A 15,925-nucleotide genomic window follows, 5' to 3' on the forward strand; every position below is an offset into this window, starting at 1 on the left:
CGGCACACCGTCGCCCAGCCACACAGTCGACGAAATGGCGCGTATGGGGATGGCGGATGGCCGAAGTGGCGCTGGTTCGGGGAGCCGATTGCGCCGAGACTCGACAGAGACATTTCGACTGGACAGGAGCCCGAAGATGATCGCCATCGACCACCGATTGGCGCAGCAGCGCACCATCGTCACCGCCCTGCCGGGGCCGCGGTCGACGGCGCTGGCAGACCGCCGCAAGGGCGCGGTCGCGGCGGGTGTCGGTTCGTCGGTGCCGGTGTATGCGGCCGATGCCGACGGCGGCGTCATCGTCGATGTCGACGGCAACTCGTTGATCGACCTCGGTTCCGGTATTGCGGTCACCAGCGTGGGCGCCTCCCATCCCGCGGTCGCGGCGGCGGTCGCCGAGCAGGCGGCCCGGTTCACCCACACCTGCTTCATGGTCACGCCGTACGAAGGCTATGTGCAGGTGGCGGAGGAGCTGAACGCGCTGACACCCGGGGACCACGAGAAGCGCACCGTGCTGTTCAATTCCGGCGCGGAGGCGGTGGAGAACGCGATCAAGGTGGCGCGCTTGGCCACCGGGCGCACCGCGGTCGTCGCGTTCGACCACGCCTACCACGGGCGCACCAATCTCACGATGGCCTTGACCGCGAAGTCGATGCCGTACAAGACGAACTTCGGGCCTTTCGCTCCGGAGATCTACCGGATGCCGACCTCCTACCCGTACCGCGACGAGGCCGGGCTGACCGGCGCACAGGCGGCGCAGCGCGCGATCGCGCGTATCGAGGCACAGCTCGGCGCCGCCTCGGTCGCCGCGCTGATCATCGAGCCGATCCAGGGCGAAGGCGGTTTCATCGTCCCGGCGCCGGGTTTCCTTCCGGCACTGGCGCAGTGGGCGCGCAGCAACGGCATCGTCTTCATCGCCGACGAGGTGCAGACCGGGTTCGCGCGCACCGGCGCCTGGTTCGCCTGCGAGCACGAGGGTGTGGTGCCCGACATCATCACCATGGCCAAGGGGATCGCGGGCGGTATGCCGCTCGCGGCCATCACCGGCCGGGCCGAGCTGCTCGACGCGGTGCACCCCGGCGGACTCGGTGGCACCTACGGCGGTAATCCGGTCGCCTGCGCGGCCGCGCTCGCCACCCTGTCGGTGATGCGCGAGCTCGATCTGCCCGCACGGGCGCGGGCCATCGAGTCCGCTGTCGTGCCGCGGTTGCGGGCGCTGGCCGATGAGGTCGGCGTGATCGGCGATGTGCGCGGTCGCGGCGGCATGCTGGCGATCGAGATCGTGCGGCCGGGCAGCGCCGAGCCGGATCCAGTGCTCACCAAAGCCGTTGCAGCGCAAGCGCTGGCCGCCGGTGTGGTGCTGCTGACGTGCGGGACCAACGGCAATGTCATCCGGCTGCTTCCGCCACTGGTGATCGGCGCCGACCTGCTCGCCGACGGCATCGATGTGCTCGCGGACGCATTGCGCCGGCTGACCGAAGCCGACTGACGACAAACCCTTTCGAAGTGATCGAGGAGAACCTGACGATGCGTGATGTGGCTGCCTTGCTCGCCGCGGTGCCGACCGGACTGTGGGTTGCCGGCGAGCAGGTGCCAGGGGAGGGCGGCCGCACCTTCCCGGTGCACGATCCGGCGACCGGAGCGGTGCTCGTCGAGGTGGCCGATGCCGCCGCCGCCGACGGCGCACGCGCGTTGGCCGCCGCTGCTCGCGTGCAAAAGGACTGGGCCGCGACATCATCCCGGTCACGCTCGGAAATTCTGCGACGCGCTTGGGAACTGGTCATCGAGCGCCGCGACGATTTCGCGCTGCTGATGACCCTCGAGATGGGCAAGCCGCTCGCGGAGAGCTACGGCGAGGTCACTTACGGCGCGGAGTTCCTGCGCTGGTTCGCCGAGGAGGCGGTCCGGGTGAACGGCCGCTACACGCAGTCGCCCTCGGGCGCAGGCCGCATCCTGGTCACCAAGCAGCCGGTCGGTCCGACCTTGGCGATCACGCCGTGGAACTTCCCGCTCGCCATGGGCACCAGGAAAATCGCGCCCGCCCTGGCGGCGGGCTGCACCATGGTGGTCAAGCCCGCCGCCGAAACCCCGCTGACCATGCTGCTGCTCGGACAGGTGTTCGCCGACGCCGGACTGCCCGCCGGTGTGCTGTCGATCCTGCCGACCTCACAGGCCGCGCAGCTCACCGACCCGATGTTCGCCGACGACCGGCTGCGGAAGGTGACCTTCACCGGCTCCACCGGTGTCGGGAAGCTCCTGCTCGCTCAGTCGGCGACGCGCGTGCTGCGCACGTCTATGGAGCTCGGCGGCAACGCGCCGTTCGTGGTCTTCGCGGACGCCGATCTGGACGCGGCGGTGGACGGCGCGATGGCCGCCAAGATGCGCAACACCGGCGAGGCATGCACCGCGGCGAACCGCTTCCACGTCGACAATGCGGTGCGCGAACAGTTCACGGCGATGTTGACCGCGAGGATGCGCGCACTGAAGGTCGGGCCGGGCCATCTCGACGGTGTCCAAGTGGGGCCGCTCATCAGCGAGAAGCAGCGCACCACGGTGGCCGATCTGGTGCGCGATGCGGTCGAGAAGGGTGCGGTGGTGACCACCGGCGGCGCACATGCGGAAGGAGAGGGCTACTTCTACGAGCCGACAGTCCTGGCGGATGTGCCGGCCGACGCGCGAATCCTGCGCGAGGAGGTCTTCGGACCGGTTGCCGCCATCACCGGATTCGACGGCGAAGCCGAGGGCATCGCCGCGGCCAACGACACCGAATTCGGTTTGGCCGCATACATCTACACGACAGACCTGGACCGCGCGCTGCGGGTGGCCGATGCGCTCGAATCCGGGATGGTCGGGGTGAACCGCGGCATCATTTCCGACGTTGCCGCCCCATTCGGTGGTGTGAAGCAATCCGGCCTCGGGCGCGAGGCGGGCAGCGAGGGCATCGAGGAATACCTCGAGACCAAATACATCGCATTGCAGTAGCGCTGACCGCACGGCCGGCGGTGTCGGCGGAATCAGCATGCACCCGCGGCGAAGATGAGGGGCCGCGGGACAGTTGCCTGCTGAATTCCGCCGCCGCCGACGCCGCGAGAATTCCGCGGTGCGTCACAACTCGATCGCACGCACAGCTCTGGCGGCTCGCTCGCCGCTTCGGCTATGCCGGAGACGTTGCTGCCCACCGAGTTTCGGTGCGCTCCCGCGGATGCTCCGGTCGCGCTATCGCGACGGCAAGAACCCCGATGCGATGAACTCTCTGATGTAGGTGTCGAGTATCGGGCGAGTAAGGGGCGGGCACTCGATGCCGGTGCCCGACAAGGCGGTACGGCTGTGGGTGTCCTCCCAGTCGAGATGTCCGGCGAGCACGGCGAAGTTCGCGCTGAGCAGCGCCGCGCGGACGAGCGAATCGTCGCCCGCGTCGTTGCGCAGGCGGGATTCGCGGTCCAGCTCGGCGCGGACGGTCTCCAGCGGAGCGGTCGCGACCGGGAGGCCGTGGTCGCGCAGCGAGTCGAAGATATCGCGCACCGCCACCGGGGTGCGGTTGACCAGGTGATACACGATCTCCGACGCGGGGTGAGCCGAGATCTCGACGAGCGCGCCCGCCACGTAGTCCACCGGAACCAGTGACACCGTCGCGTCGCCGACATCGGGGGCGATCCCGAGGATCGCGGCGGCGCGGATCATGTTCCAGATCGAATCGTCGGCGCTGTTCACACCGATGCGGGTGTCGCCGCTGATCGTGCCGGGCCGATAGACGGCCACCGGAACCCCGCGCTCGCCGGCCTGCCGAACCAGTTCTTCGGCGACCCACTTGGAGCTGAGGTAGCCGTTGTCGGAGACCTGGTCGGCCCGCAGCCGCGTGTCCTCTTCGACGACGCTGGAATCCGGCGTGGTCGAGACCGCGGCGCCGATAGTGGAGACGAAATGAACCGGCTTGGCCCGTCGCGTCGTCGCCAGGCGCAGCACGTCCCTGGTGCCTTCGACATTGGCGGCGCGCAGTCGAGCATAGGGATCGACGTGATTGACGCGAGCGCCGTTGTGGTAGATGACATCGATGCTGTCGGCGAGGCGTTCGTAGTCGGCGTCGGATAGGCCGAGGCGCGGTGCGGCGAGATCGCCGGGGACCGCGATGATCCGGTCGGCGACGGCATCGTCCCACAATCGGTAGCGGTGCAGCGCCAACCGAATCCGGTTGGCGCCCTCGACCTCGGTGTTCGCCCGGATCAGGCACCACACCCTTGCGTCGGTGCGATGCAGCAGTTCCCGCAGCAGGTGGGCGCCGAGGAACCCGGTCGCGCCGGTCAGCAGCAGCTCACGCGGCGGTCCGGTGTGGGCGGCGGCGATCCCGTCGACAGCGATCGCGGCGTCGAGCACAGCGTCTTCGGCCGGCGACGGTGTGTTTGTTCGCGTCGGCCCCGTAGCCTCGGCGAGCTGTGCGGCGAGGCCGCCCACCGTGGGTGTGGCGAGCAGCATCGACATCGGGACCTCGCGGTCGAGGCGGGACGACAGTCGTTGGTGGAGTGTGAAAGCCATCAACGAAGACCCGCCGAGCTCGAAGAAATCATCCTCGACCCCGATCGGTGACACCGCGAGGACCTCGGCGAACACCTCGGCGATCGCGTGTTCGAGCGCGGTCGACGGCGCGACACCGGCCCGTGCCGCGAACACCGGCAGTGGCAGCGCCGGACGATCGAGTTTGCCGCTGGCGTTGACCGGCAGCGCATCCAGGGGCAACACCGCCGACGGCACCATGTACGAGGGCAACAGCCGAGATATCGAGCGCCGCAGCCTATCGGGGTCGACTGCCGCACCGGGCGCTGCGACGACATAGCCGACGAGCTGGTCCCCGTCCTGCGCCGGTTTGACCGCGGCAGCCGCTTGACCGACGGTGGGGTCGGCGAGCAGCGCGGCTTCGATCTCGCCGAGCTCGATGCGGTGACCGCGCACCTTCACCTGAAAGTCGCTGCGCCCGATGTAGTCCAGTGCACCGCGCGGCGTCCACCGCACCAGATCGCCGGTCCGATACATCCGGTCGCCGGGGCCGCCGAGCGGATTCGCGACGAACCGGCCCGCCGTCAGAGCGTGCGCGCCGTGATAGCCGCGGGCGAGTTGGACTCCGGCCAAATAGAGTTCACCCACCGCACCGACCGGCACCGGCCGCAACCGGGTGTCGAGGACGAAGCTCTGGGAGTTCCCTTCCGGTGCACCGATCGGCACGCGCACCGAGGTCAGGTCGGTGGCCTCGACCCGGTGATGGGTGATGCTCACCGCGGCTTCTGTCGGACCGTACAGATTGTGCAGTTCGGCGCCGCAGACCGCGGTGAACGCCCGTGCGGTCTCCGGCGGTAGCGCCTCGCCGATGACGAAAACCGCACGCAGTGAAGTCAATTCGGCCGCAGTGGCGTGCGCGGCGAACATCGAGAGCATGGCGGGCACGAAATCGGTGAGCGTGACGCGCTGTGCCGCGATGAGCCTGCCGAGCGCCGCGGGGTCGCGGTGCTCGCCCGGTCCGGCGAGCACCAGCCTGGCGCCGGCGCGCAGCGGCAGGAAGTACCCCCACAGTGAGACATCGAACGTCGCGGGAGTCTTCTGCAGGTACCTGTCGGCAACGCCGACACGGTACTGCTGCTGCATCCAGAGGAGCTGGTTGACGATCGCGTCGTGGCTGACCACAACGCCTTTCGGTCGACCAGTGGAGCCGGAGGTGTAGATCACGTAGGCGGGATGGTCGCCGCGCAGTGGCGCGCCGCGCTCGGCATCGAGCACCGGTTCGGGACTCAGCTGCGAGAGATCGAGGGTGTCGACGGCATGCGCGGGAGCGACGATGAACGCGTCACCGCTGGTGGTCACGACGCACCGCGGTGCGGCGGAATCGAGAACCGACCGGATCCGCTCATCCGGATGATCCGGATCGATCGGCACCCAGGCCCCGCCCGCTTCGACGATCGCGGTCAATGCGACGACCTGATCGATGGACCGCCGCATGGCAACCGCCACCACCGTGTCGGGTCCGACGCCTTGTCGGATCAGCCACCGGGCCAGCCGATTACACCGGTCTTGCAGCTGCGCGTAGGTCAGCGCCTGCGCTCCGCAGACCACCGCGACGGCCTCCGGCGTCGCGAGCGCATGCCGCCACAGCGCGGTGGTCAGGGTCTCCGGCGCGACCGGAAGATCCGGTCCGGTCGACCAGAACCGGATCCGCCGCCGCTCGAGCGGTTCCATGATGTCGATATCACCGACCGCCCCGATCGGATCGGCGGCCACCTCATGCAAGATGCGCAGATAGCTGGCGAGGAACCTGCGCACCGTTGTTTCATCGAAAAGATCTGTGGCATAGCCGAATCGGATGTCGATCGGGCCCGGTGCGCCGTCCTCGTCATGGGTGTCGACCACCGCGATGTGCAGGTCGGTCTTCGCGGTCCTGATGTCCGCGTCATAGGACGAGAACGTCAGGCCCGGCAGTTCGAAATTCGCCTCGGCGAAGTTCTGGAACGCGAAACCGACCTGATACAGCGGATGCCGGCCAGGGGACCGCACCGGGTTGACGGCATCCACGACGAGTTCGAACGGCACCTCCGAGTGCGCGAAATTCACCATGTCCCGATCGCGGGTCCGGGCCAGCAGATCCGCGAAGCTCTCGGCCGGGTCGATCCTGGTCCGCGACACCGTGGTGTTGACGAACATGCCGACGACATCCGCGAGGGCGGCCTCGGCGCGATTGGTCATCGGCACGCCGATGGCGATGTCGGTGCCGCCGGACAGACGGGCCAATAGGACGGCCAAGGCTGTCCGCATCACCATGAACAACGTGGCCCGATGGGCCCGCGCGACAGCGAGCAGGTCGCGATGCAGCGCGGCGGGCACCGTGCGCTGCTCGCCGTCGCCGCGCAGCGAGGCCACCGCAGGCCGCGGTCGGTCGGTCGGCAGGTCGAGGTCGTCGGGCAGCTCTGCCAGTTCCTGTGTCCAGTAGGCGAGTTGCCTGGACAACGGGGAATCCGGGTCCTCGCGTGAACCGAGCACCTCCTGTTGCCAGAGCGCGTAGTCGGCGTACTGCACGTCCAGCGGCAGCCAGGCCGGTGCGTCACCCGCGGTGCGTGCGGCGTAGGCGACGGCGACATCACGCGCCAAGGGGGCGAGGGAGGAGCCGTCGGCGCAGATGTGGTGCGTCGCGCAGGCCAGCACGTAGGCGCCGTCCACCCGGAGTAGCCGAGCGCGCAGCGGCACTTCCGCCGACACGTCGAAACCGCGCCACAGCGTCTCGCGCACTCGCTCGTCCACCGCGTCGGTGTGTGTGTCTTCGGGGATGAAATCGGCGACGGCACTTGATGTTTCGAGTATCAGCTGGTGCGGGCCGATGGCGTCGGCCGGGTACATGGTGCGCAGCGTCTCATGCCGCTCGACGGTGTCGGCGAACGCGGCACGCAGCGCCTCGACGTCGAGGTCACCCGACATACCGAGTGCGAACCCGACGTTGTCGACCGAGGTCGTGGTGTCGAACTGATTGCGCAGCCAGAACCGAAGCTGGGCGGGGGACAAGGGAATCCGCTCGGGTCTCGAACCAGCGGCCAAGGCCGGTCGGGCCGTGTCCAGTCGCTGCGTCTGGAGCACCTTCGCCAGCAGGGCCACCGTCGGGTGGTCGAAGACCAGCCTGGTCGGGATCTGGGCCTGCCATGTCTCGCTGAGCCGGGCGGCGACCTGGGTGGCGAGCAGCGAATTGCCGCCCGAAGTGAAGAAGTCGGAGTCCGGCCCGAACTGCTCGTGTCCGAGCACCTTGGCGAACACCGCGGCGACCAATTCCTCGCCGAGACCCGACAGCGGTCGATAGACGAGGCGGTCGTCGGATCGGGCACGCAGCGCCGCACGATCGGTTTTGCCGTTGGGGGTCAGCGGGATGTGGTCCACGATGGTGATCGAGGTCGGCAGCATGTACCGCGGCAGCCGCTGCGCCAAGGTGTCGGCGAGGGCGGCGGGGTCGGGCGATCGCCCCGGTACGGGCTCGACATAGGCCGCCAGCGTGGTGTCGCTCGCGGCGGTCCTCCGGTCGACGGTGACGGCGGTGCGCACCTCGGGATGCGTCGTGAGGATCGCGTCGATCTCGCCGAGCTCGATCCGAAAACCGCGGATCTTGACCTGGTCGTCGGTGCGGCCGAGGTAGTCGAGGTCACCGCCCGTTGTCCAGCGGACGAGGTCGCCGGTCCGGTACATCCGAGTGCCGGGCGCACCGTGCGGGTCCGCGGGAAAACACAGTGCGGTCAGCCCGGCGCGACGGTGATAGCCGCGGGCAATGGCGAGACCGGAGATGTACAGCTCGCCCGCGACGCCGACGCCGACCGGGCGCAGCTGCCGGTCGAGCACGCGCAGGCGCATGCCGCGCACCGCCGAGCCGATGGTCACCGGCGTCTCGGGCGACAGCGGCGCGCTGATGGTCGCGACGACGGTGGATTCGGTGGGCCCGTAGGCGTTCCAGAATCGTCGTCCTGCCATCGCCCAACGGCCGACCAGCGCGGGGGGACACGGCTCGCCGCCCACGATGATGCCCTGCAGCAAGTCCAGTCCGGTCGGCTCGACCGAGGCCAGCGTCGACGGGGTGAGGAAGGCGTGGGTGACCCGATGATGCGCGATGAGCCGCGCCAGCTCACTGCCGCCGTAGATCGTCGGCGGGGCGATCACCATCGTGGCGGCCGCGCCGATGGTAAGCAGCAGCTCCAATATCGAAGCGTCGAAGCTGGGTGAGGCGAAGTGCAGGATCCGCGACTCGGGGGAGATCGAGTGCCGCGCGGTGAGCTCAGCGCAGAGACCGGCCAAGCCGGCGTGGGTGACCGCGACGCCCTTGGGCAGGCCGGTCGAGCCGGACGTATAGATCAGATAGGCCGGGTTGGTGTCCCGCATCGGCGTCCGGCGGTCGAGGTAGGAGATCGGTGTCGGCGTCTGCGCCGACACCGATGCCTCGAAGTCGGAAGCGTCCAGCGCGAGCCACCGGACCTCGCCCGGCAGTACCGCGGCGTACTGCTGCCTGGTAAGTCCGAACTGCGCACCGCAGTCGGCGACCTGGAATTCGATACGTGCCGAAGGGAAGCCCGGATCGATGGGCACGAACGCCGCACCGGTCTTGGCGACCGCCCAGACCGTGAGCACCGAGTCGATCGATCGGGGCAGGGCCACCGCGACGGTGGTTTCCGGGCCGATCCCCATCGCCAGCAAAACTCTGGCCATCTGCGACGAGCGTGCGTCGAGGGCACGATAGGTGAGCGTGGCATCGTCGCACACCACGGCCGCGCCATCGGGATTGTGCTCGACGGCCGCGGTGAGCAGCGTCGCCAGAGTGGGCGCGCTCGACCCGGAAGCCCGACGTGAACGTCCACGGCGCGACGACGATGAAGCCGGACGGGTACCACTGGTCAAGTTCTCGTCCTGCCGCGCGAAATGAACAAACGGGCCCGATGCTATAACGCGACACGCAGCTACGCCACCGGTGGGAAGTAAGGATACGGCTATGCCTACCCCGGCTATCGGGCCTCGCGCTCGGCCTTGCTTCGCTCGATGCAGAACTCGTTTCCCTCGGGATCGAGCAGCGTGACCCAGCCGAGCCCATCGGCGGTTCGGTGATCCTCGTGCAGCGTCGCTCCCATGCCGATGATGCGCTCGACCTCGTCGTCCCGCGTCCGCTCGGTGGGCATCCAATCGAAGTGCAGACGGTTCTTCACCACCTTGCCCTCGGGCACGCGAATGAACAGCAAGCCCGGCGCAAGCGCCGGCGCCTCGACCAACGCCTCGTCATCGCCTGGCTTATCCGCCCCGGACACCGGCCATCCGGTGACGGCGCTCCAAAATGACGCGAGCTCATATGGATCGGCGCAATCGACGGTCACATTGCGAAGGATCATTCCGCCGAGCCTAACCAGCGGCCCGGCCGCGCGGGGTCGATCGCCGGTGCCGGTCGCTCACGCATGCGGTTGCCGTCGAGCTTGTAATGCCGTCCCGTCGAGGCGCGCGAGTAGTGCGACCGAGATGACGATCAGCACGGCTCCGGCGGTCACGAATACCGTACGGACAGAGGCTGCCTCGGCGAGGACGCCGTCGAGGGTTGCGCCGATCGGCACCATGTACACATCTGCGATATCTATTGCTACTCAACCATTCTCGAACATTCTCAGTCTGGACAACGGCGCATCGATTTCGTGCCATAGTGAGTCGGTGTTCCGGCTTCGCAGTGTCGCCATCGCCATTGCCTGTTGTGCCCTGTCGGTCACGGCCTGCGAGAGCCCCGCCCCGCCACCGACATCGCCGAGCAGCCCCGCGGCCGCTGCACAGGACGACAAGCCCCGCTCGGGTGACCAGCGGATCACCATCGAATTCGGTGGCAAGACCCGCTCCTATGTGGTGCACGCGCCGCCGAGCTACGACGGCAGCACCGCCTTGCCACTCGTGGTCGCCCTGCACTTCTATCCCGGTGACGCGGCGCGGATCGCCACCACCAGCGGCTTGAATGCCAAGGCGGACAAGGAAAACTTCCTCGTTGTCTATCCGGAGGGGCACGCTTCCGGATACAACGCCTTCGTCTGCTGCGGTTCGGAAGACGATGTCGGCTTCGTCGAGACTGTCGTCGCCCGAATGACCAGCGCCTGGAAAGCCGACCCGAAGCGCGTCTATGCCGCGGGCATCTCGAACGGCGGCGATATGTCCTTCAAGCTCGCGGTGGAACTACCCGGCACCTTCGCCGCCATCGCCGCGGTCAGCGGGGGTTTCATCGGCGCCACCGCGGCGGAGCCGTCCTACAAGCCCACGACACCGGTATCGGTGATCATCTTCCTCGGTGGCAAGGACCGCTACTTCGGTCGATTCGACACCGGGATCACGCAATGGCAGGAGCGACTCGCCTGCGCTCCCGGGAGAGCGCGGGCCGACCTGGCCAACGGCATCACCATCGCGACGGCCACCTGCGCCGACGGCAGCGTGGTCGAGGTCTACCGGCTTCCCGAGATGGGGCACTCGTGGCCGGGCGCCGCGCAGGGCGAACTCTCCGATGCGCAGGCCGGGGTGAACGCGACCGACCTCGCGTGGGACTTCTTCGAAGCCCACGCAATCCACGATCGATGAGGCTCGAGGCCCTGGCCGCGACCTGTTCCGCGGGGTCGATGGGGGACTGGGGCGGCGGGATGGTCCGGGGATGCGGAATCGTCGCGGTGATGGCCGCGGAGGCCCCAGGTCCGTTCTTCACAGCCCGCGTAATCCACGGTCGATGAACCGGATCATCCAGTCGAAGCTGACTTCCGGATCGCCGGTCCACTGGAAGCCGCCGGATGCCTGTAGGGATGCGAATCCGTGGAACATCGAGCGCAAGGTGCGCAGGGCGTGATCCATCTCGGCGTCGGGAATGTCGTAACCGCGCAGCACGGCCACCATCGAATCGAGCACGCGGCCACTGGATTCCAGCAGGGGATCCTCGGGGCTGGTGAACTCGGCTCCGACGGTGGCGGCGTAGCGGCCGGGGTGCGCGACTACATATGAGCGGAATGCGCCGGCGAAGGCCGCCAACGCTTGAGTGCCGGAGCGGCCGTGCATCGCATCGCGAATGGCACGGTCGAGTTCGGTCATCGCGAGCACGGCGATGCCGTGCTGCAGATCGGCCAGGTTGGCCACGTGCTTGTACAGGGAAGGTGTTCGGACACCGAGCTTTTCGGCAAGCGGACCCATGGCCAGTTTGTCATAGCCGACGTCGTCGGCGAGTTGGGCACCCGCACGGACGACGTCGGCTGTCGTCAGCCCGACCCTAGGCACGGGCATGCTCGGTGAGGAACTGCACCGCCAGTTCGGCCACCCGGTCCGGCGCGTCCGCGTGCGGGTAGTGCCCGGACCCCGCAGCCACCGCGACGGTGCCGAGACCCGCAGGCATGAGAGCGACGATGGCGTCGCCTTCGGCTTCGGGGTTCGGGAAGTCGGGGTCCTCGGTGCCCATGATGATCAGCGCGGGGCTACTGATGTTCGGCAGCTGCGCCTCGGCATCGGCGGGAGTCGACTTGCCGGTCTTCATGAATTCCGCGAACCGACCCGGTTCCTGCAGCTTCGCCGACAGTTCGGCCATGTACTCGTCGTAGTCGGCGGGCTTGATCGGGTAGGCGACGTTCAGGTAGCGCATCCACTGTCCGAGGCTCTTGAAGATCATAGTGTTCATCAGCGGCACCAGCCCCTTGCGGTAGCGCGGGACAGTGAACAGCGCGCCGGCGGCGAGCTTCTGGGTCTTGGTGAACGGGTTGAGTTCGATGATGGCGCTGACAAGTTCGGGTGCTTGTGCCGCGGCGATGGTGGCGGCCCCGCCGGAGATGGAGTGCCCGATGATGACCGCTGGACCGCCGAGGTGGCGGATCAGCGCGAGCAGGTCGCCCGCGACATCGGTCCGCGAGATGGCGTCACTGCCGTCATGGGACTTCCAGTTCATGCTGGACTCTCCGTGTCCGCGCAGGTCCGCCGCCGCGACCCGGTAGCCGGCGGCGACCAGCTTCGGCGCGAGCAACCGGAAAGCCTGGCGCCGGTCGCCGATGCCATGCGACAGCACGACCAGTGGGCCGTCGCCGGTCACGTCGTAGGCGATCTGTCCACCGTCGATGGTCAGGTACTCGGTCATGTCGAACTCCCGTTGTGCTGTTAGCTAATATTGATAGCCATAAAGCTAATGCAATTAGCCTTCGCTGTCAACACTCGCCTCAGGCCCTGGACGCGACCTTCGGCGCAGCGTCGACGAGGGCCGGGGGAGTGGGGGTCGTCCGGCGGTACGGGATGGTGGCGGTGATGGCCGCGGCGACGAGGGCGACACCGCAGCCGATCAGCAGGCCGGTGCGGAAGCCGTTCTCCGACGGCAGGGTGTGGCCGCCGAACCGAATACTCATCTGGGACAGGACGGCACCGACCACCGCGGCCGCGAACGAAGTGCCGATCGAGCGCATGAGGGTGTTGAAGCTGTCGGCGGCGGCGGATCATGGACCGGCGCGATGGCGTAAATGCATCACAAAGCTCCCGTGGATTCCTTCGACGAGGGAGATCTCGTGACCGCGAAACTCTTCGGTGCGAACTTCGCCGGCACGTTGCATCGGATCTGAAGCCGCACTCGAGCGGTCAGGTAGCTCGGCGATCAGGTGTCCGAGGCCGAGTTCCGCGGCCATCGCGACACTCGATCCACACCGGCAGGCCGACGAGGGTCTCGACGCCGTGGCTGTCTGTCTGTTTCTCCAGCGCTGACGGGGCCGTATTTGACATGGAGTGCACTCCAGGTCGTAGCGTCGGATCTCGGTAGTCATACCCGGACCTGCCGCTGGACATCGCGTCCGGCGTGCTGAAGGAGGAGATCCCGCAATGATCCCGACCAGGAAACTCGGCGAACTGACCGTAGGTGCGCAGGGGCTCGGCTGCATGGGGATGAGCCAGGCCTATGGTGTGCGCGATAACGACGACGAGTCCATCGCGACCATTCATCGCGCGCTCGACCTGGGCGTGACCCTGCTCGACACCGCCAATGTGTACGGGCCCGAAACCAATGAGCGGCTGGTCGGGCGCGCTATCGCCGATCGTCGTGATCAGGTGGTGCTCGCGACGAAGTTCGGCATCGTGTGGGGGGATGGCGGATCCATGAGTGCGCGCGGTGACGCCGCCTATGTCGAGCAGAGCTGCGACGAGTCGCTGGCCCGCCTCGGTGTCGACCACATCGACCTCTACTACCAGCATAGGGTGGATCCGAACGTACCGATCGAGGACACCTGGGGCGCACTGTCGGAGCTGGTCGCCGCGGGCAAGGTGCGCTACCTCGGTATCTCCGAAGCCTCGGCAGCGACCATCCGCGCCGCGCATGCCGTGCACCCGATCACCGCGCTGCAGAGCGAATGGTCCTTGTGGACACGGGACATCGAGGCCGAGGTGCTGCCGACCTGCCGCGAGTTGGGTATCGGCATCGTGCCGTTCTCCCCGCTCGGCCGCGGCTTCCTCACCGGCGCCATCACCTCCACCGCCGAACTCCCTGCCGACGACATGCGTCGCCAACTGCCGCGTTTCGCCGACGACAACCTCGACCGCAACCTCGCCATCGTCGCCGCCCTCCGCGACCTGGCCGCTGAAAAGGGCATCACCGCAGGCCAATTGGCCCTGGCCTGGGTCATGAGCCAGGGCGAGGACGTAGTCCCCATCCCCGGTACCAAGCGCCGCACCTACCTCGAGGAAAACGTCGCGGCCGCCGACATCACCCTGACCGCAGACGATCTCGCCCGCATCGACGCCGCCGCTCCCTCAGGGGCTTTCGCGGGCGCACGCTATCCCGAGCGCCTCGCCCGAACCGTCGGTCGCTGACCTGGCCGCTCACCCTCGAACAAGGCTCGGGTCATCATACGAAAATAGCTCCGTGCCAATGGGCCCAATAGTTCTTCTACCGTCGAATCAGCGAGCGTTTCAACGGTCACTGCCATGCGGCGACGAGATCTTCAGGTCCCCAATGCATCGCGAGTGGAAGGTCGGACTCGACGCCGGAGCGGGACACGGCCACGAACGGCGTGTGTATGTCCGTGCCCGGCACCGACAGGATCGCTCGGGTGAGAGCGTCGTAATCGTGGCGGTCGAATGTGCGGTCCTCCAGCCATTTGATCGATCCGATGAAATGCACCGAGTCTGCGACAGGTTCGTGGTCGGCGCCGACGAGGTCGATTTCGGGGTTGTTCTGCCGATTCCACCAGCCGCCGATCGCTTCGGTTTCGGGCCATCGGGCACCGGGCAGTAGGAGGAGTAAGGATTCCCGGATGAGAGGTTCGACGGCACGTCCGCGCCAGGCGGTCCATGAGCGCTCGATGCGAGTGAGCGCAAGGTCTCCGCGGCCGCGTTCGATGAGAGGAATGCCTCGCTGGAGGAAAGCCAGCCAGAACCGGAGATAGGAATCGGCGATGCGATACCGCTTGTTCTTGGTGTCGGGCTTGGTGGACAGCGGTACGTCTGTGGCGACAATTCGCTTGGCTTGCAGGGTGTTCAGTAAGGGTGTCAGGGTTCCCGAGGGCAGTGCGCCGTTGCCTCCCGCCTGTGCGGCGATGGTGCCGAAGGTGCGCTCGCCACTGCCAATGGCCTCCAGTACAGCGCGTGAGCGTGATGATTCCGGAAACTCGCCGAGCAGGGACAGCTCGCCGGCCACCAGTAGCGGTGACAGGGGGTTCGTCGCCGAAGCTTGGAGGAAGTCGGTTCTGCTCATCCCCGGCCGCCACGACTGGACGATCTCCGGGAAGCCGCCGGTGATCAGCCGGGCGTCGACAGCGTTGGCGGCATCGAGATCTGTCATTGTCTGCACATCGGCCAGATTCAGTGGCTCAACAGCCATCTTCGTTGCGCGCCCGAAGAATGGGCGGTCGCGGGACTGCAACGCTTCCATGACCGAGATGTCGCTGCCGACCAGCACGAGTAGCACCGGCTTGCCGGAAAGCTGGCGATCCCACACAGTCTGCAGCGCGCCCTCGAACTCGGAGTCCTTTTCGGTGAGCCAGGGCACCTCATCGACAACGGCGATACAGGGCACGTCGTCCGGGAGGGCGATGGCAAGGGCGCGCAGGGCCTGGTTCCAGTCGGTTGCGTGCAACCCGGCAACCAGCTCGGCCCCGCCTAACGCGGAGTGCGCGATGGTGGCGATGAAATCGGCGCGCTCGGCCACCGGGTTGCGTGCGCGAGTGGCCTGAAAAACGACGTACGCCCTGCCTGACCGATCGCAGAACTCCTGGATGAGCCGCGATTTACCGACCCGCCGTCGACCGGTCACGATCACTGCTCGTCCACGTGTCGCACCGCGCCCCTCGGCCACCAGGTCCAGCTGTTGAGCGAGCAGGTCGAGGTCGGCTGCTCTACCGGTGAACTCCATCGCCCGCTCCTCGAGTTAAACGTAGATTGATTCTTACGTAGAAGAAATCTTACGTAGATC

General features: G+C 67.5%; 11 protein-coding genes and 1 pseudogene. 4 read left to right on the plus strand and 8 right to left on the minus strand.

Going from position 1 to position 15,925, the window contains the following annotated elements; all coding sequences use genetic code 11:
- The first annotated feature begins 136 nt into the window (after window positions 1-136).
- On the plus strand, window positions 137-1,486 hold the full coding sequence (gene gabT, locus ACFU4Z_RS27685) for a 4-aminobutyrate--2-oxoglutarate transaminase (RefSeq protein ID WP_379068249.1): 1,350 nt from the start codon (window positions 137-139) through the stop codon (window positions 1,484-1,486).
- A gap of 38 nt (window positions 1,487-1,524) precedes the next feature.
- On the plus strand, window positions 1,525-2,979 hold the full coding sequence (locus ACFU4Z_RS27690) for an NAD-dependent succinate-semialdehyde dehydrogenase (RefSeq protein WP_379068432.1): 1,455 nt from the start codon (window positions 1,525-1,527) through the stop codon (window positions 2,977-2,979).
- 234 nt (window positions 2,980-3,213) lie between these two features.
- Here ACFU4Z_RS27690 and ACFU4Z_RS27695 read toward each other — a convergent pair whose 3' ends face one another.
- The 3 genes from ACFU4Z_RS27695 to ACFU4Z_RS27705 form a co-directional block, all read right to left on the minus strand.
- Window positions 3,214-9,396 (minus strand): amino acid adenylation domain-containing protein, encoded by a 6,183-nt coding sequence (locus ACFU4Z_RS27695; protein WP_379068252.1) that lies wholly within the window; start codon window positions 9,394-9,396, stop codon window positions 3,214-3,216.
- Window positions 9,397-9,500: 104 nt separating this feature from the next.
- Window positions 9,501-9,878 carry a VOC family protein gene (locus tag ACFU4Z_RS27700; protein ID WP_379068255.1) on the minus strand — a complete coding sequence of 126 codons (378 nt, stop codon included), beginning with the start codon at window positions 9,876-9,878 and terminating at the stop codon, window positions 9,501-9,503.
- A 57-nt stretch (window positions 9,879-9,935) separates the two neighbouring features.
- Window positions 9,936-10,097, minus strand: a complete 162-nt coding sequence (locus ACFU4Z_RS27705) for a hypothetical protein (protein WP_379068258.1) — start codon at window positions 10,095-10,097, stop codon at window positions 9,936-9,938.
- A gap of 91 nt (window positions 10,098-10,188) precedes the next feature.
- Between ACFU4Z_RS27705 and ACFU4Z_RS27710 the strand changes: the two genes are divergently transcribed.
- The gene (locus ACFU4Z_RS27710; protein WP_379068261.1) at window positions 10,189-11,091 is read left to right on the plus strand and encodes an alpha/beta hydrolase family esterase; all 903 of its coding nucleotides are present in this window, start codon (window positions 10,189-10,191) and stop codon (window positions 11,089-11,091) included.
- Window positions 11,092-11,208: 117 nt separating this feature from the next.
- Here ACFU4Z_RS27710 and ACFU4Z_RS27715 read toward each other — a convergent pair whose 3' ends face one another.
- From ACFU4Z_RS27715 to ACFU4Z_RS27730, 4 genes and pseudogenes are all read right to left on the minus strand, one after another.
- Window positions 11,209-11,778: a TetR/AcrR family transcriptional regulator gene (locus ACFU4Z_RS27715; protein ID WP_379068264.1), complete on the minus strand. Its 570-nt coding sequence runs from the start codon at window positions 11,776-11,778 to the stop codon at window positions 11,209-11,211.
- Window positions 11,765-12,616 (minus strand): alpha/beta fold hydrolase, encoded by an 852-nt coding sequence (locus ACFU4Z_RS27720; protein WP_379068267.1) that lies wholly within the window; start codon window positions 12,614-12,616, stop codon window positions 11,765-11,767. The genes ACFU4Z_RS27715 and ACFU4Z_RS27720 overlap by 14 nt, the downstream gene beginning before the upstream one ends.
- Window positions 12,617-12,695: 79 nt before the next feature.
- A pseudogene (locus ACFU4Z_RS27725) lies at window positions 12,696-12,965 on the minus strand (MFS transporter); the annotation flags it as partial.
- Window positions 12,966-13,151, minus strand: coding sequence for a hypothetical protein (locus ACFU4Z_RS27730; RefSeq protein ID WP_379068270.1), 186 nt, complete (start codon window positions 13,149-13,151; stop codon window positions 12,966-12,968).
- Between the two features lie 190 nt (window positions 13,152-13,341).
- Here ACFU4Z_RS27730 and ACFU4Z_RS27735 point away from each other — a divergent pair, with 190 nt between their 5' ends.
- Window positions 13,342-14,325, plus strand: coding sequence for an aldo/keto reductase (locus ACFU4Z_RS27735; protein ID WP_379068273.1), 984 nt, complete (start codon window positions 13,342-13,344; stop codon window positions 14,323-14,325).
- 106 nt (window positions 14,326-14,431) lie between these two features.
- Here ACFU4Z_RS27735 and ACFU4Z_RS27740 read toward each other — a convergent pair whose 3' ends face one another.
- Window positions 14,432-15,865 carry an ATP-binding protein gene (locus ACFU4Z_RS27740; RefSeq protein WP_379068276.1) on the minus strand — a complete coding sequence of 478 codons (1,434 nt, stop codon included), beginning with the start codon at window positions 15,863-15,865 and terminating at the stop codon, window positions 14,432-14,434.
- Window positions 15,866-15,925: the final 60 nt, after the last annotated feature.

Source organism: Nocardia sp. NPDC057440 (assembly GCF_042802915.1).
Classification (GTDB): Bacteria; Actinomycetota; Actinomycetes; order Mycobacteriales; family Mycobacteriaceae; genus Nocardia.

Coding starts and splice junctions, on each gene's coding strand:
- ACFU4Z_RS27690 (WP_379068432.1), top strand. CDS start 1,525: ATGCGTGATGTGGCTGCCTTGCTCGCCGCGGTGCCGACCGGACTGTGG.
- ACFU4Z_RS27730 (WP_379068270.1), bottom strand. CDS start 13,151: ATGGCCGCGGAACTCGGCCTCGGACACCTGATCGCCGAGCTACCTGAC.
- ACFU4Z_RS27700 (WP_379068255.1), bottom strand. CDS start 9,878: ATGATCCTTCGCAATGTGACCGTCGATTGCGCCGATCCATATGAGCTC.
- gabT (WP_379068249.1), top strand. CDS start 137: ATGATCGCCATCGACCACCGATTGGCGCAGCAGCGCACCATCGTCACC.
- ACFU4Z_RS27740 (WP_379068276.1), bottom strand. CDS start 15,865: ATGGAGTTCACCGGTAGAGCAGCCGACCTCGACCTGCTCGCTCAACAG.
- ACFU4Z_RS27715 (WP_379068264.1), bottom strand. CDS start 11,778: ATGCCCGTGCCTAGGGTCGGGCTGACGACAGCCGACGTCGTCCGTGCG.
- ACFU4Z_RS27705 (WP_379068258.1), bottom strand. CDS start 10,097: ATGGTGCCGATCGGCGCAACCCTCGACGGCGTCCTCGCCGAGGCAGCC.
- ACFU4Z_RS27735 (WP_379068273.1), top strand. CDS start 13,342: ATGATCCCGACCAGGAAACTCGGCGAACTGACCGTAGGTGCGCAGGGG.
- ACFU4Z_RS27720 (WP_379068267.1), bottom strand. CDS start 12,616: ATGACCGAGTACCTGACCATCGACGGTGGACAGATCGCCTACGACGTG.